Origin of the sequence: Dermabacter vaginalis, assembly GCF_001678905.1 — a bacterium.
GTDB classification, from domain to species: Bacteria; Actinomycetota; Actinomycetes; order Actinomycetales; family Dermabacteraceae; genus Dermabacter; species Dermabacter vaginalis.
The window spans coordinates 15,966-32,628 of the sequence record NZ_CP012117.1; the positions used below are offsets into that span (position 1 = coordinate 15,966).

Genomic DNA, 16,663 nt, shown 5'->3' on the forward strand with positions numbered 1-16,663 from the left:
ATTCACGCGAGGAAGACTAGGGGAGAAGACATGAGCGACGAGAACATCGAAGATCAGGGCCCGCGAAGCGCCGAGGATCTCGAACACGCGATTCCGCAGGGCCTCACCACAACCGTTGACGCGATCGACGAGGACGAGGGCGATCAGATCTTCCAGGTTGATCTGAACAAGGAGATGCAAAAGAGCTACCTCGATTACGCGATGAGCGTGATCGTGGGGCGTGCACTCCCCGATGTGCGCGACGGCCTCAAGCCGGTGCACCGCCGCATCGTGTACGGCATGTACGACGGTGGCTACCGCCCCGAGCGTTCCTTCAGCAAGTGCGCGAAGGTCGTTGGCGAGGTCATGGGTACCTACCACCCGCACGGCGATTCCGCGATCTATGACGCGCTCGTGCGCCTCGTGCAGCCGTGGAACTTGCGCTATCCGCTTGTGCTTGGGCAGGGCAACTTCGGTTCGGCGGGTGACGACGGCGCCGCAGCCTCGAGGTACACCGAGTGCAAGATGTCGCCGCTCGCCCTCGAGCTCGTGCGCGATATCAACGAAGACACCGTGGACATGGTGGGCAACTACGACAACACGGTTGATGAACCCGTGGTGTTGCCCTCGCGTTTCCCGAACCTCCTCGTGAATGGCTCGGCGGGTATCGCCGTGGGTATGGCCACGAACATCCCCCCGCACAACCTTCGCGAGGTCGCCTCCGCGGTGCAGTGGCTGCTCACGAATCCTGAAGCCACGAAGGAAGAGCTTCTCGAGGCGTGCATCGAGCGCATTCAGGGCCCGGATTTCCCGAACGGCGCGACCATCACGGGTCGTAAGGGGATCGAGGAGGCGTACCGCACGGGTCGCGGTTCGATCACGCAGCGTGCCGTCGTCAAAACTGAAGAGATCAACGGCCGCCTCGCACTCGTGGTGACCGAGCTTCCCTACCAGGTCAATCCCGACAATCTCGCGCGTAAGATCGCCGAGCTCGTCAAGGCCGGCCGCATCCAGGGCATCGCCGACATCACCGACGAAACTTCCGGTAAAACCGGTCAGCGCCTCGTGCTCACCCTCAAGCGTGATGCCGTGGCGAAGGTTGTGCTCAACAACCTGTACAAGCAAACTCAGCTTCAGGAGAACTTCTCCGCGAACATGCTCGCGATCGTCAACGACGTGCCGCGCACGCTCTCGATCGATTCGTTCGTGCGCGAGTGGACGAAGCACCAGATCGACGTCATTGTGCGCCGCACCCGCTTCCGCCTGCGCAAGGCGGAAGAGCAGATCCACATCTACCGCGGCTACCTCAAAGCACTCGACGCGCTTGATGAGGTCATCGCGACCATTCGCCGCTCGCCCGACGTGGACGAGGCCCGCACGGCTCTTATCGCCCTTCTCGACATCGACGAGATCCAGGCGAACGCGATCCTCGCGCTCCAGCTTCGCCGCCTCGCCGCGCTTGAGCGCCAGAAGATCACCGAAGAGCACGATCGCCTTGCCGCGTTGATCCTCGAGTACGAAGAGATCCTTGGCAGCGAGCAGCGCCAGCGCGAAATCGTGAGCGAGGAGCTCGAGGCGATCGTCGAGAAGTACGGCGATGAGCGCCGCACCCAGATCGTGCCGTTCGACGGCGATGTTTCCGTTGAGGATCTGATCCCCGAAGAGGACATGGTCGTCACGATTACGCGCGGCGGCTGGGTTAAGCGCACCAAGACCGACGAATACCGCGCGCAAAAGCGCGGCGGTAAGGGTGTGCGCGGCGCGAGCCTGCGCGAGAACGACGTGGTCGACCACTTCTTCACGACCACGACCCACAAGTGGCTTTTGTTCTTCACGAACTTCGGCCGCGTGTACCGCATCAAGGGCTACGAGCTGCCCGAGGCGCCGCGCGACTCGAAGGGCCAGCACATCGCGAACCTTCTCGAATTCCAGCCGAACGAGTCGATCCGTTCCGTGCTCGTGATCAGCGACTACGACGAAGCTGAGTACCTCGTGCTCGCCACGAAGCACGGCATCGTCAAGAAGACCGCGATGAGCGCGTTTGACTCGAACCGCAGCGCTGGCTTGATCGCGATCAACCTGCGTGAGTTTGAGGGGTCCGACGGTTCCCTCGTCACCGATGAGCTTGTGGCGGCCCGCGCTGTCAACGGTGACGATCACCTGTTGCTCGTTTCGAAGAACGGCCAAAGCGTGCGTTTCCCCGCTTCCGACGACGTGTTGCGTCCCATGGGCCGCGTCACGGGCGGCGTGACCGGCATGAAGTTCCGCGGTGACGATGAGCTTCTCGCGATGGATGTTGCCCACCCCGACACGTTCGTGTTTACCGTGACAGATTCCGGCTTCGCGAAGCGATCCTCGATTGATGAGTACCGCGTGCAGGGCCGAGGTGGCCTGGGGATTAAAGTCGCGAAGCTGCCGAACGACCGCGGTCACCTCGTGGGTGCCGCGATCGTTGAAGAAACTGACGAAGTTTTCGTGCTCATGGAAAAAGGCAAGGTCGTGCGGTCCTCCGTCGCGGGCGTGCCTTCCAAGGGCCGTGACACCATGGGCGTTGTGTTCGCAAAGCCCGACCAGAAAGACTCGATCATCCTCGTCAATGTGTTCAAGGAAAGCGAACCGGATGACGAGGCGGAAGAAGCTGGCAGTGATGATGCCGGCGATGCCGTAGTCTCGGACTGATCGAATGAGCGAGGAGAACACCGTGAGTTCCACTAGCGACGACAAGACCCAGCCGATTGCGAAGCAGGGCGGGCCCGAGCAGAGCGCCGAGTCCCGCAACGCCACCGCCGCGCTCTCGGAGGGCGTCACGAGCCGGATCGACGCGATTAAGAGCGGCGAAACCGACGAGCCGAAGTCGACCTCCCGCACCAAGAAGAATGCTCAGGCACAGGGTGCGAAAGAAGGAAACGCGGCAAGCGAGCAAGCGTCGGACCGCGCTGCTGCCCCCCAAGCCGGGCAGAGCCACGGCGCAAAAGCCGGTGGCCAGAGCCGTGGCGCGCACGATGCCCAGGCAAACCGCGCGCAGACCGGTGCGCAGCCGGTGCCGCGCAGCCGCACAACCCACCAGCCGGCCGCACGGCCCGTGCCCGGTGCACACGAAACGGCACCCGCGCAGGAGGCACCCCGCCAGGGTGGCCGCCGCGTCAAACTTACGCTTTCGCAGCTCGACCCGTGGAGCGTCATGAAGCTGTCGTTCCTCGTGGCGATCGCCTTTGGTATCGCGCTCATTATCGCCGTGGCGATCCTGTGGCAGATCGTCGATGCGATCGGCTTGTGGGATCAGATCTACCAGATCGGTTCTGACCTCAACAGCGGCAAGCCGCTGCCGTTCATGGAGTACTTCGAGTTCTCGAAGATGCTTTCGTACTCGGTGATCGTGGCCGTGCTCAACGTCGTGATCATTACCGCGCTCGGCACGCTGTTCGCGTTCCTGTACAACATCGTGGCCTCGCTGCTCGGCGGCTTGAAGGTCACGCTGACGGATAACTAATTCTTGTCGTGAGGAAAGGGCCAGGCTTTTCGGAGCCTGGCCCTTTTGCAATGCTTCGCGCGGAGCGTCCTCACGTACGATAGGAGCATGATTCAAGGCGAGCTACGCAGCAGAATTGACCGGGTGTGGGACGCATTTTGGTCGGGAGGTATCAGTAATCCTCTTGAGGTGATCGAGCAGATCACATACCTGCTGTTTTTGCGGCGCCTCGATGATCTTCAGGACAATGCTGAGCGGAAGGCACGCTTCACGGGTAGTCCCATCGAGAATCCTGTCTATTTGCCGGGTCAGGAGCATTTGCGGTGGAAGAACCTGAGAGAGCTTTCTCCCGATCAGATGTTTGCGCGCATGAGCGGGGAGGTTTTCCCGTACCTGCAGAACCTCGGGCATCAGTTCTCCGGTGGGGATTCCACGTTCACCCAGCACATGAAGGGTGCCCGGTTCACGATTCCGAATGCGCAGCTGCTCACGAAGGTCGTGGACATGCTCGATCAGGTGCCTATGGAGAACCGGGATACGAACGGTGACCTGTATGAGTACATGCTCAGCAAGCTTGCGACGTCGGGAACAAATGGCCAGTTCCGCACCCCTCGGCACATCATCGAGTTGATGGTCGATCTGATGGCGCCGAAGCCGGGGGATCGGATTGTTGACCCGGCGTGTGGAACGGCGGGTTTCCTCGTGGCGGCCTCGGAGTATCTGCGGGAGCATCACGAGGAACTTTTCCGCGATGCGACGCACCGCAAGGCGTTTCACACCTCGATGTTTAGTGGCTTCGATTTCGATTCGACGATGCTGCGTATTGGCAGCATGAACATGCTCATGCACGGGGTTGAGAACCCGGAGATTGCGTACCGTGATTCGCTTTCGGAGGGTGCTGCGGGCGAGGAGAGCCGGTACACCCTTATTCTTGCGAATCCTCCTTTTGCGGGGTCTCTTGATTACGACACGACCTCGAGTGACCTGCTGCGCATGGTGAAGACGAAAAAGACGGAGCTGCTGTTCCTTGCTCTTTTCCTCCGCCTTCTTGAGCCCGGTGGCCGGGCGGCTGTGATTGTGCCCGACGGCGTTCTTTTCGGGTCGAGCAGGGCACATAAGACTCTGCGCAAGACGATCGTGGAGGAGCAGAAGCTCGATGCCGTCATCAAGCTTCCCTCGGGCGTTTTCCGCCCCTATGCGGGTGTTTCCACCGCGATTCTTTTGTTCACGAAGACCGATTCGGGTGGTACCGAGGACGTGTGGTTCTATGACGTGAGGGCCGACGGTTTCTCGCTTGACGATAAGCGCAACCCGATCGACGACAGCGATCTTCCCGACGTTCGCAAGCGCTGGGCCGAGCGCCACGGCAGCGAGAAGGACCGCGCCCGCACCGAGCAGTCGTTCTGCGTTCCCAAAGCCGAGATCGTCGAGCAGGGCTACGACCTCTCCCTCAACCGCTACAAAGAGATCGAGTACGAGGAAGTCGAGCACCGCGACCCTGCCGACATCATCGCCGACATCAAACAGCTCAACGCCGAGATCGACCGCGAGCTCGCGGAGCTGGAGGAGATGCTGCGATGAGGATGGTGAAGCTGGGCGAAATAAGTAGTCCTAAGCAATGGCGCTCTCTGCCTAAGTCAGCGATGACAGCGACGGGATATCCCGTCTACGGAGCAAATGGGCGTATTGGGTGGTATTCCGAGTACACACACGAGCATCCCGTCATTGCTATAGGTTGTCGGGGGTCTATTGGGAGCGTTCACCTATCTGAGCCACGCAGCTACATCACGAGTAACGCAATGGCACTGGATTCTTTGCGAACTGATCTAGTAGATCGAAATTTTCTTCTTAGATTCCTCTCCTGGCGTGGATTCCGGGATGTAACAAGTGGTTCGTCGCAACCGCAGCTAACGCGTCAAAATATTGTCAAAATCGATGTCCCCCTGCCTACGTTGACTGAACAAAGACGGATTGCGGCGATCCTGGACAAAGCCGACGCCATCCGTACCAAGCGCCGACAGACGCTCGCTCGACTCGGTGAGCTCAAGGTCTCACTGTTTGACTCTATGTTCTACGGAAAGGGGTATGCCACCGCGCCTTTGAACGATGTATGTCTCAGGCGTGGAGAGTACGGTTCTACCGTTGCCAGTACTGAAATCAGTGATGATCTTCCTCGATATGTCAGAATTACTGACATTCAAGAAGACGGAAATCTCTCAGGCGAAGCTCGTGGGCCAGCGGGTGCGTCTTCGGAATGGAATCGTTACCTGCTGAACGACGGCGATATTCTCTTTGCAAGATCAGGCGCAACAGTTGGCAAAACATTTCTTTATCGAAGCTCGGACGGCCCATGCGTCTTCGCCGGCTATTTGATTCGCTTCGTCCCGAATACTAAATTAGTCGACCCAGCGTTTCTCTTTTCGTTCACCCGCACCTCAAGGTATAAATCCTGGGTTGCTGCCCGGCAGAATGTTGTGGCGCAGCCGAACATTAACGCCAAGCAATATGGATCTGAGCTTATGGTTCCTTTGCCCCCAATCGAATACCAAAAAGAATTCGCTCGTCGTGTTAAGGCGATAGACAACATAAGCGCTAACGTCAAGGAGATCCTTGAGCAAGACGATGCTCTCTTCGCCTCCCTCCAATCCCGCGCGTTCAAAGGAGAACTCTGATGGGCAACTTCGACTTCTTGCGGGCTGAGTGGCCGCAGATTCATGAGAGCTGCGCGAAGGCGGAGTCGTATGTGACGAACGATCCGTCGACGGCGTGCATTCTCGCCCGCAGGTCGATCGAAGTGCTCGTGATGCACCTGTACCGCTTGCTCGATCTGCCGGAGCCATACAAGCGCGACCTTGCGGCGCATATCGCGGATCCTCGCTTCAAGCGGATCACGGGAGATGGCATCACCACGAAACTGATGCTCATCAAAAACGTGGGCAACAAGGCCGTGCACTCCCCGCAGCCAATTCCCGCGGGTGCCGCCCTGCAGGTCATGAGGGAGCTCTACCTCGTCATGGTGTGGGCCGCGTTTCGCTACTCGGCCTCGCCCGATGCCGTGCCGATGGGACAGCAGTTCGACCCGAAGCTCGCTGCGCAGGCTGCGCCGCTGTCCCGCGCGGACGTCGTGAAACTCGCCGAAAAGTTCAGGGAACAAGACGAAGCGCACGCACGCGCACTCGAAGAGCGCGACAGCCTCATCGCAGAACTCGACGCGGAAATCGAGAAGATGCGCGCCGAAGTCCGGGCCGCGCAAGCAGAAAAAACCCGCAGCGACACCCAGGACTACCGGGAAGACGAAACCCGCGACCAGTTCATCGACCTGCTGCTCAACGAAGCCGGATGGCCGCTCGACAAGCAGCGCGACCGCGAATACCCCGTCACGGGAATGCCGAGCGCAACCGGCAAGGGGTACGTGGACTACGTGCTGTGGGGGTCCGACGGTCTCCCGCTTGCCGTCGTCGAAGCAAAACGCACGCGCCGCTCACCCCTCGAAGGCCAAGAACAAGCCCGCCTATATGCCGACGCCCTCGAACGAGAATTCGGGCGAAGGCCCATCATCTACTACACCAACGGCTACACGCACGAGATCTGGGACGATGCCTCGGGCTACCCGCCGCGTGCCGTGCAAGGGTTCGCGACCGCTGAACAGCTTGAGCTTCTCATCCAGCGCCGCTTGACCCGCCGCCCGCTCGCCACTGAACCCGTGGATCCCGAGATCGCGGGCCGTTACTACCAAGTGCGTGCCATCAGCGCCATAGGTAACGCGTTCGACAGCAAGCAGCGCCACGCCCTGCTCGTCATGGCGACCGGCACGGGCAAGACCCGTACGTCCGTGGCCCTCGTCAAACAGCTCATGAACGCTGGGTGGGTGAAAAACGTGCTGTTCCTCGCCGACCGCACGGCTCTCGTGGACCAGGCGCATAAGGCGTTTCTTGCGCACTATCCCGAATCGGGGCCCGTCAACCTCCTGAAGGACCCCGATAAGTCGGGCCGAGTGTCTTTCTGCACGTACCAGACGATGCTCGGGCTGATTCAAAAAGTCGACGGCGAGCAGCGACTCTTTGGCCCCGGGCACTTCGACCTCGTGATCATCGACGAGGCCCACCGCAGCGTGTATGCGAAATACGGCTACATCTTCGAATACTTCGATTCGCTTCTGCTTGGCCTTACCGCGACCCCGAAAGACGAGGTCGACCACAACACCTACCGGCTGTTCCAGCTCGAAGACGGTGTTCCCACCGACGCCTACTCCCTCGACCAGGGCATCACAGACGGGTACCTCGTGCCGCCGAAGGGTGTGTCCGTGGGGACGACGTTCTTGCGCCGCGGCATCCGCTATAGCGATCTCAGTGAAAGCGAAAAAGACGACTGGGACATGATGGACTGGGGCGAAGACGGGCCGCCTGACAGCATCGAGGCCGATGAAATCAACCGCTTCCTCTTCAACGAGGACACGGTGGATAAGGTTCTCGCGCTCCTCATGGAATCCGGCCACAAGGTTGCCGGAGGAGACCGCCTCGCTAAAACCATCATCTTCGCGAAGAACCAGCGCCACGCCGATTTCATTGCCCAGCGATTCGATGCTGGCTGGCCGCATCTCGCGGGGGAGTTTGCGCGCGTCATCACGCACGGCGTTTCCTACGCGAGCTCGCTTATCGAAAGTTTCGAGAACGCGGATTCCGCTCCGCATATCGCGATCAGCGTGGACATGCTCGACACCGGCATCGACGTTCCCGAAGTGGCGAACCTCGTGTTTTTCAAACCCGTGCGCTCGAAAACAAAATTCTGGCAGATGATCGGCCGCGGCACCCGCCTGTGCCCCGGCCTCTACGGCGAAGGTGAAGACAAGAAAGACTTCTACGTCTTCGACTTCTGCGGCAACCTCGAATTCTTCAGCCAGAACCTCCCTACCGTCGAAGGTTCTCTTCAAAAGTCGCTCACCCAGCGCATTTTCGAGCACCGCGTGGCGCTCGTGCGCGGCATTGACATGTCGAACGGCGACCCCGATCTTCGCCGCGACACCGCCCAGCTCCTCCACGAGTTCGTCACCGGGATGACTCTCGACAACGTGCTCGTGCGCCCACATCGTCGGCTCGTGGAAAAATTTAGCGACGGCAATGCGTGGGACGATCTCAGTGCCGAAGACGCCCACGACGTGCTCACACTTGGCGGCTTGCCGAGCAAAGCAAACGTCGGACCCGAGCCCGCCAAACGCTTTGACCTGCTGATCCTGCGTGCCCAAGTGGCCCTTCTGGACGGTGACACCGCTGGTGTTGACCGCATTCGCGAAACCGTGCAGGCCATCGCGACGGACCTGCTAGGCCGCACCAGCATCCCCCTCGTCGTCGCCCGCGCCGATCTGCTCGAGGACGTCGCCGGAGACGACTGGTGGGTGGACGTCACCCTGCCAATGCTCGAACTCGCCCGCGTGCGCCTGCGCGACCTCGCGGGGTTTGTGGTGTCCGACGGCGGCCGCAACCCGGTGTACACCGACTTTGAAGACACCCTCACCGATGCCGTCGACATCGATCTTCCCGGCACAACGCCCGGCATGAACTGGGATAGATTCCGCGACAAAACCAGGGCCTACCTGCGCGAACACAGCGACCACCTCGCGATCCAAAAGCTCCGCCGCAACAAGCAACTCACCGAGACCGACCTTGGTGAGTTCGAGAAAATGCTCCAACAACTCGGGGCAGAACGAACCCACATCGACAGGGCCGTTCACGAAAGCGGAAGCCTCGGCCTGTTCCTCCGCTCCCTATCGGGACTCGATCGTGCCGCAGCGGTTGAAGCCTTCGCACAGTTCCTCGACGAGTCCACGCACACCGTCGAGCAGATTCGCTTCGTCGACATGATCGTTTCCGAACTCACCGTGAACGGCATCATGGAGCCGAGCCGAATCTTCGAATCCCCGTACACGGACGACTTCCAACCCGTCGATACTCTCTTCCCTGAAACGGACGTCGAGAGCATCGTGACGAGCCTCCGAGTGATCCGCGCGAACGCTGATCCTGAACAGAAACGCGCCTGACCGTAGGCGCCCCGGAGATCGCGTCGTGTGGCGTGCCCTACACGTGCCACTAAGCGTTTGTGTGAGGGGCCTGAACTGGGTTAGAGTGTTTCCTCGTTGGAGTTGCGCAAGTTGCTCCAGGAGGGCCTATAGCTCAGTCGGTTAGAGCGCTGTCCTGATAAGACAGAGGTCGCTGGTTCAAGTCCAGCTAGGCCCACTCAACGAACGGAGGCACCGTGAAGTATCTACGCGCACTTCTCATGCTCATCGCCTCCGCCGCCGTCGGCCTCATCGCCTGGCGGAAAGTTGAAGAAAAACAGTTGAGGGATGATCTTTGGCAAGAAGCCGAAGAGCAGACTCGCTGATATACCGGGGGCTATGGCGCAATTGGTAGCGCACCTGCTTTGCAAGCAGGGGGTTACGGGTTCGAGTCCCGTTAGCTCCACATAGGACGAGATAATCGGAACTTGCCCCGCCTGGTGGCGGGGCAGTTTTGTTTCTGCGGTCACGTGGGCCGCAGTATCGATGTTGATGTAGACGAGAACGGTGTCGGTGGTCTGCTCGAGGGTGCAGGTGGCGAGTTCTTCGTCGTCGATGGTGATCGGGGGACCGAGCGCGGTCGAGGATGCATCGTTTGGTTTCGCGTGTAGCGCTAACTATCCACGACCAAGAGATACGAGACGGCCAGTAGCATTGCCAGTACCCCGCACTTCAGCGGAAGACGCGTATGTTTCCTGTTCAACACGATGCTGGTCGGCATGTGCGGTGCGAGAATTTGCGCGTGTGGACGTTGGCAAACTAGATCGGGCAAAACTTGAGTTGGGTCCCTTCCGTGTCGCCGTCGACAACGAAGCAAGAAGGATCACTCAGGCTGAAGCCACCAGGCCGATAAACGTATCCAACGATGAGCCACAAAGGTTAAATGGGCCCATACCGGTCGTCTTTGCCCTTTGCAGAACGACGGTGTTCGGTTCCGATTCGCCTCGATTTCAGAGATACATGCGATGCTTAGATGGGACGACCATCAGGAACAGGAAGTGGTGCGAGCATGGCAAACGGGTTCAAGATAAACAAGAAAGTTATGCGAAATTTGACGCGTGAGATTGAGCGCGACTTTGCCAAAAACCCTGTCCGGGTGCCGTTAAGAGCAGACCACAGTACCGTCGCACTTCCCGCTGCTAAGACTGTCAACAACTACCACGGGCCGGTCGTCTTTACCGTAAACGGCGATAACGCCCAGGTTGCATGGGGCAACCAGAGCTCCACGCAGGTTCAGAAGCACGCTGATCAGGTTGCCGCTGGCTACGAGCAACTAGCAGAACTACTTACCGACATCCTTGCGAACCTGCCGACCTTTCAACTTGATGGGACTGATGGGGAAGTGCTTCGCGAGAATGCCAACCTCGTCCTTCAGGAAGTGGTTAAGTCCGAACCTGACCAGAGCGTCGTGCGCCGCGGAGTCACTTTAATCAAGGGACTGCTCGCTCCGCTCAGCGCAGGTATCGGAAAGGCTGTGACCGAGGAGGCCGTCGAAGCCGCACGCCAGGCAATCTATGCTCTAGGGTCCTCATTGCCTTTCTGAGAACCTGTGTGTCATGACCGCGAATCTCTAATTACGACAGACGGTTCTGAGAGACAGTAGCTACACCCGATGCGGTGTCCGGTTCGCCTTTAGAATGCGAAGAGTTGATTTCGAGCAGCTCACTAGGTACCAGGTTCAGCAGGGACGAGATGGCGCCCAGGAGATCGGGCAATTGATGGTCGTAGTTTCGTTAGCCGTGCTGGTCGGGTGTGTATCGCGCATTTTTGGGTAGTGGCGTTCCTTCGCGGGTATGTAGGGCCTGTGAGGCATCAAGCCTTGCTGTCACTGTTAGTACCAGGTCGGACAGTGGTTCCGTATGTGGTAGAGGCGTACATGCTGTTAAGTTGAAGGATGGCCATTGCGCTGATGAGTTCCTCAGCCTGGGTGTCGAAGGGGAGGCCAGTGACTGGCCTGAGTATTACTTCGGACAAGTACGTGGAAACGGTACCCGCCTCCTCGGCCTCTACGTGTTGCTGGAGGAGGGACAGTGCGGCTTGGATGTCGGCTGATTCACGACTTTGCGGCCGGTCCGTGGCGCGCCGCTGCGCATCTGTAACGGCGAAGGAAGGTTGCTGGTCGCCTTGTGCAGTGACTGGTTGGGGCAGGCGTCGCATCCTGTGCCGTGCTGCTTCGTGAGATCGGTAAATGAGTTGCTCAGCGAGTGTCGCTGAAGACGTGGTGTGGTCTAGTTGGTCTAGGCCAGCTGCTTGAGCCCACTCCGCTGCGGAGTTGGGTGGGATGGGTAGAGCAGGGCGTGCGGCGCTTGAACTGAGTTGGTAGCCGAAGCCGAGGGAAACGCGTTGATCTGAACCAGCCGGAGTGGCGGCCGCGGATGTGTGGACAGCGTCGAAGGTGCACAGAACGACGAGGTGGGACCCGAGTTGTTCGCGTGCGGCGTCGTCCAGAGTCTCCAGCAACGCAAGCGTGTCGTCGAGGACGTGCGTTGGCGCCATGACAATCCAGCTTCGCGAATCGAGCGCCCACGAAGCAGGATTGGGATCTTCGACGAGTTTGTAGGTTACTTCCGACACGGGTTCGAGGAGACTCTGCAAGACTGCCTCGGAACGGCTCTGTTCCATGTCTGTGACCTTCTTCCATATCTCGGTGGCTGAGGGGAGAGGATCTTTGGCGCTAATGAGTCGTGCCAGTTCCGGATGGCGGTGAAGCGCGGTAGCTAGGTCTGCGCTGCGCCGCATCGCGTCACTGAGGTCGTTAGGCAGAACTGACCCGCGGCCCTGTAGGAAAGTGCGGGTGTTTCGACGAGCTTGGTCGATCTTGTCCGCGGCCGCCCGCAGAGCGATGGCAATAGCTACGAGATTCTGGCTACTCGTCTCGTCGCCTGAACAAGCATTGTCCATCGCATCGGCGGAGGCGCGTAGCACGCGTGTTGTCTGGTCTTCGCCTCGGTCTGCGGCGTCTTCGAGAGCGTGCACGGACGCGGGCCCAGAGTGTGCGGGAAGCGGGGGAGGCTGGAGGGCGCCGAGACGCCTGCGGACGTCGGCGAGCTGGGCGCGCCAGGCAGCCCGGCGCCGCTGGTTATCATGAGGCTTAAACCGGAGCGGTAGATCTCTGGCGGCAGTTGTCAGGTCGGCTGCAGCACTGATCTGGGCAGTAATCACTTCCGTCCACGTCTGGGATGAGATGGCGCGGCGAAGGGCCGCCTGATAGCCAACAGCTTGGCGTACGGCAGTACGCTCAGGAAACCTAGCGCGCGACATGTCCTTATGGCCGGGCTCGGAGTCCCGCACTCGGTACGGGATTCCGGACGCAGTGACAGTCGTGATTTTAAATCGCTGCAATTCGGGGCAGGCATCCGCGAGTCGTGTGAGGCAAGCGATAGTGGATTCGTTGAGGTCATCCTTTGTGTCGGCTCCCGGTATGTCCCATGGCAGGCGTACTTGCGGGACTTCGTCGAAGTCTAAGGGCAGCAGTCGCGTGACGCACACGGATGACATGTCTTCATCAACGACGGCATCGAGAATCGACTGGTCTGCTGCGCAAATGAGGGTGACTCGGTTGTCTAGGGGCCCAAGAATCTCGATGGTCTCTGTCTGTGAGAGATGAGCGTGGCAGATAGCTGCCAGGCGGGACCAGATGGTCGCAGTCCAGACGTTGTGCGGTGTTGGCATTCGTTTGAAGAGAGAGCGGACGAGATCGATAGGAACACTGAGGTGCGGATGGCCAGCTTCTAGGATGCGGATAGCATCGAGCAGATCCGCATCTGTGAGGATGCTGTGGAGCCGTTCACTGTCGATTCCAGTGCAAGCCGCCTGCAGGGTCGTTTCGTAATCAGATCGCGCCGGCAGTTGATTCGCGATGTTCTTGATGCGGCGGGCCATGTTGTCGAACTGCTTCACGCCTATCTCGTCGAAGCGTAGATTCTGGTTACGCTGTGAATAGACGAAAGTTGCGAGCATCTCAAGCGGTAGACCTGAAGGCCGTGCTCGTTCGAGGATCGGCAGCGTTGCTCGAGCATATAACGCGTTATCGGCGCGCTCGGCACCTTCGAGGAACGCAGCGAGGTCACTTGCCCTATTGCTGTAGATGCTGAGAGAGTGCCCGAGAGCTTCAACGACTTCGTCCACGCAATTGGGATAACGCTCGGCGACGCGGCGCAGCATCCATCCTGCCTGCTGAGGATGGATCAAGGCAGCGACTCGCGCGAGTGTGTTCCCAATCCGAGGGGGAGGGTTGTCGTGAAGCAGCTCACTGATCGTTGTGGAGCGGAGTTCGTGAAGCCCACGCCAGTTGTCGCCGTCCCTGACCGCGATGTGCTCGTCACGTAACACGCCGAGCGCGTCACCCACGCTTGCGCATTCGGTGACGGATCGATCATCAGCAAGTGCAGAACCAAGGCGATCTGCGCTCAGTGTGAGACCGAGTGTGTGTGCTGTGGTGACCAGGCGTGCTGCTTCCCTCTGGATTCGACGGTCAGTGGACTGGAGGTCGGCAACCTGGGTAGCCAGCACCTGCCGCAACCGTTGCCCTGTGGTCAGCAGTGCGATGTACTCCATTAGCAGACCTTCGGATCGCTGGAATGCTTCGTCCGGATCCATGCGGAGTGGGATGCTTTGCTCGCGTATCCGTTTGCCCAGCGTAGCAGCCAGAGTTGCATCGAGTTGCGGTTCGATCAAGCGGGTGGAGCCGACGAGCAGCGCTGGTGAGAAGTCCTCAGCGCGCGCGGCGCCGAGGAGCAGCGCCGAGGGGATTTCACGCAGTAAAGCTGCAGCATGCGGCCATCCGGTGGTATGTGGTCGGCCGAGATCATCAGCGACTACCACCACCGGTGACGTTTCGCTCGGACGTAGAAGCCGTACGTGCCGGGCAAGCACTCTTGCGTCGTCCTCGCCCTCGACCCGATTGACCCGCAAAACTCTTGCCGCAGGGATCAGGTCACGCGCAGCGCGCCAGAGAAGCACTGACTTGCCCGCGCCCGAGGGGCCGACGAGCAGGACGCTTCCCTCTTTCCTGAGCCCCTCAGCGCAGGCAAGTAGTTCACCACGTCTGATCACGTCCAGGTTCGCTGCGATGTGTGCTGGACGTCCGTCGACGCCAAGGTAGAAGACCCGAGCCGGAACCTCTTCTGCTGCCAGGAAGCTGACGGGCGCGCAGACGCCCGAGGCAATGGCCACGTCGAGGCCGGACACGTCAACGGCATCTTGGACCTCGACGATAATGGCGTCAAGGTCGCTTACCCGCACCCGAGCTGCAGTCTGACTGGTCGCATGTCGCTGATCACCCGAGGCTCGTGCCAGCACATCCGTGAGGCGATTGACAGCGATGCCTGCGACGCTGGGATGGACATTCACTGCTTCGGACAGTAGGGCTTCGCTAGCCTGGCCGATCCTGTAGGGGAGGCGCACAACACGGGCGCGGGCAAGGACGCTCAAAGCGTCAACATCGTCGTACCCGCGGTCGATCAGCTCGGCCAGAACCTTGTCCACGCTTGGGCCGGATTGATCGCTGAGCACGCTGTCCCATCCGGTGAAGGAAAGACCGGAGCCGAGTGAGCCATCAGTGAGAACAACTATCTCCGCGCCCCTAGCGCTCACCTCTGCGTGGGCAAGGGCCTCGGCTAGCTTCCCAGGCCCCATCTTGCCACGGCCACCATCGAGTTCCTTCATTTGGACGAAGGTGCGCGTTCCGTCGGCCGCGACGCAGTCCGCATCCTCATACCCCTCGGGAATTAGCTCGACGAAGGGCAGCTGCCCGGCGCGTGAAGCGGCCAGCAAATACCCGCAGACAGCGACTTGCCAGTTGACGCCAGCTACGTTGCGCGACCCTTGCCGAAGGTCGAACCACAGGTCGTCCGTATCCATCTCGCGACGCCTATGGAGGGTCTTCTTTGACTTTGCGGACGGCGCCACAGACCGCTGTGACACTCGGCTAACACGATCGATGCTACGGTTGTCGCTACGCCGGTTCCGCCGATTACTCATAGAGATTATTCTGCCCGACGTATGCCGTCGGCAATTAAAACCTCAGTCCTCTTTAAAGTGTCTCGGCTGTCGATGGGCCGGCAGATCGCTCCTTACTCGGTACGAAATCTAAACAGCTCTGCCGCATAAGCATGTGTTAGGGTGCACTGCATTGTCATCGCCAGCCGATGTGAGGGTGTGGCGAAATTTCGCGTGTTTGGCCGACCCCTAGGTCGTCCTAGCACCCCTCGCGTGAGGTTGGGAGCCATGCAAGCGACCCCCTTGGATATAGGGCTGTGATCGAGGCCGGGGTCTGCTTTTTCGATCCGCACGCCCGGTGAGGCGTTGGCGATGGGCACTGCTGACTGATCCAGCTAGCCTTGAGACTTGTGGCGACCTAGAATGATCAGGTCCCCTCCACGGATGTTGCGGCATCGGCCGAGTTTTTCAGGTCCGCTTTCTGGGTTGAATATCTTGCCTAAGGAACGCAGTACACCGATTTGCAGATCGGTGATAGGCAGACTCTTGGCTTCCAAGACGACCTGACAGGCGTCCCTCGGGACCCTTGAGAGTGTTCGAGGTCGACGACCTGAAGCGCGCCCGCGCCTGCATTGAGTCGGCCGGAGCCCTGTCACGTGCGAGCCCTTCTCGCTCCCCGATGGGCGTCGGTGCCATTTCCGTGAGCCCGGCGGCAACAAAATTGCTGTCTGGGTGCGCGGCTGAAAATGCTGGTCTGATGGCTGCAGCGTTAGTAGAGATGTCGAGAGAAGAAGCTCTAGGCCGCATCGACTGTTGACAGATCCACCATTGCCCCCGATCGTCCATTTGGAAGACCCCCGTCATCCCCTTCGAACTACCTGCGTAGTTTCATATGGGTTCCCCGGGTGTTAAGCAGGCTGTGCTAGCCGAGTTGCTGCACCCCGTGGTCAACATACCGTGGGCCCACCAGACGCAGCGAGGACGAGTAGTAAGAGCAGAGCATTTATGCTGCGACGTAACTAGCTAGCTCGATTGAGTCTACTTCGAGAATGAGCGGGCCAAAAGCGACTGTTGTCAGTTGGATTCCGCAGGTGCACGGCTGAAATACGTCATATTTTGGAATCAGCGAACTTGAACGATAGATCCCCACCCATCGCGACCTTCTCCACCAGCGCGCAGAGTCTCCGTGCTACGGTCCGACGAGCCCGCGCTGTTTTCCAAAC

Annotated in this window: 8 protein-coding genes and 2 tRNA genes; 9 read left to right on the forward strand and 1 reads right to left on the reverse strand. The window is 59.8% G+C overall.

Features of this window, described 5'->3' with window-relative positions; genetic code table 11:
* Positions 1–30: 30 nt before the first annotated feature.
* The 9 genes from gyrA (at position 31) to DAD186_RS00070 (ending at position 11,043) form a co-directional block, all read left to right on the forward strand.
* Positions 31–2,658 (forward strand): DNA gyrase subunit A, encoded by a 2,628-nt coding sequence (gyrA, locus tag DAD186_RS00040; RefSeq protein WP_157457046.1) that lies wholly within the window; start codon positions 31–33, stop codon positions 2,656–2,658.
* A 22-nt stretch (positions 2,659–2,680) separates the two neighbouring features.
* Positions 2,681–3,469, forward strand: a complete 789-nt coding sequence (locus tag DAD186_RS10510; RefSeq protein ID WP_236886258.1) for a DUF3566 domain-containing protein — start codon at positions 2,681–2,683, stop codon at positions 3,467–3,469.
* An 87-nt stretch (positions 3,470–3,556) separates the two neighbouring features.
* Positions 3,557–5,029: a class I SAM-dependent DNA methyltransferase gene (locus tag DAD186_RS00050; RefSeq protein WP_065246986.1), complete on the forward strand. Its 1,473-nt coding sequence runs from the start codon at positions 3,557–3,559 to the stop codon at positions 5,027–5,029.
* A 2-nt stretch (positions 5,030–5,031) separates the two neighbouring features.
* A complete protein-coding gene (locus DAD186_RS11340; protein WP_257737095.1) occupies positions 5,032–6,120 on the forward strand; it encodes a restriction endonuclease subunit S in 1,089 nt (362 codons plus the stop codon).
* A complete protein-coding gene (locus DAD186_RS00055) occupies positions 6,120–9,482 on the forward strand; it encodes a DEAD/DEAH box helicase family protein (protein ID WP_065246987.1) in 3,363 nt (1,120 codons plus the stop codon). Before DAD186_RS11340 ends, DAD186_RS00055 begins: the two co-directional genes overlap by 1 nt.
* A gap of 122 nt (positions 9,483–9,604) precedes the next feature.
* Positions 9,605–9,678: transfer RNA gene (locus DAD186_RS00060), tRNA-Ile, on the forward strand.
* Between the two features lie 19 nt (positions 9,679–9,697).
* Complete coding sequence (locus DAD186_RS11005) at positions 9,698–9,826, forward strand: DLW-39 family protein (protein WP_208854258.1); 129 nt, start codon at positions 9,698–9,700, stop codon at positions 9,824–9,826.
* A gap of 7 nt (positions 9,827–9,833) precedes the next feature.
* A tRNA-Ala gene (locus tag DAD186_RS00065) sits at positions 9,834–9,906 on the forward strand.
* Positions 9,907–10,509: 603 nt separating this feature from the next.
* Entirely contained in the window at positions 10,510–11,043 is a 534-nt protein-coding gene (locus DAD186_RS00070; protein WP_065246988.1) for a hypothetical protein, read from the forward strand.
* A gap of 269 nt (positions 11,044–11,312) precedes the next feature.
* On the opposite strand, the gene DAD186_RS00075 is transcribed toward DAD186_RS00070, so the two are convergent.
* On the reverse strand, positions 11,313–15,362 hold the full coding sequence (locus DAD186_RS00075; protein ID WP_065246989.1) for a hypothetical protein: 4,050 nt from the start codon (positions 15,360–15,362) through the stop codon (positions 11,313–11,315).
* Positions 15,363–16,663: the final 1,301 nt, after the last annotated feature.

Excerpts from the sequence above, each read along its gene's own strand:
- DAD186_RS00055 (WP_065246987.1), top strand. The coding sequence starts at position 6,120 with ATGGGCAACTTCGACTTCTTGCGGGCTGAGTGGCCGCAGATTCATGAG.
- gyrA (WP_157457046.1), top strand. The coding sequence starts at position 31 with ATGAGCGACGAGAACATCGAAGATCAGGGCCCGCGAAGCGCCGAGGAT.
- DAD186_RS00050 (WP_065246986.1), top strand. The coding sequence starts at position 3,557 with ATGATTCAAGGCGAGCTACGCAGCAGAATTGACCGGGTGTGGGACGCA.
- DAD186_RS00075 (WP_065246989.1), bottom strand. The coding sequence starts at position 15,362 with ATGGATACGGACGACCTGTGGTTCGACCTTCGGCAAGGGTCGCGCAAC.
- DAD186_RS00070 (WP_065246988.1), top strand. The coding sequence starts at position 10,510 with ATGGCAAACGGGTTCAAGATAAACAAGAAAGTTATGCGAAATTTGACG.
- DAD186_RS11340 (WP_257737095.1), top strand. The coding sequence starts at position 5,032 with ATGGTGAAGCTGGGCGAAATAAGTAGTCCTAAGCAATGGCGCTCTCTG.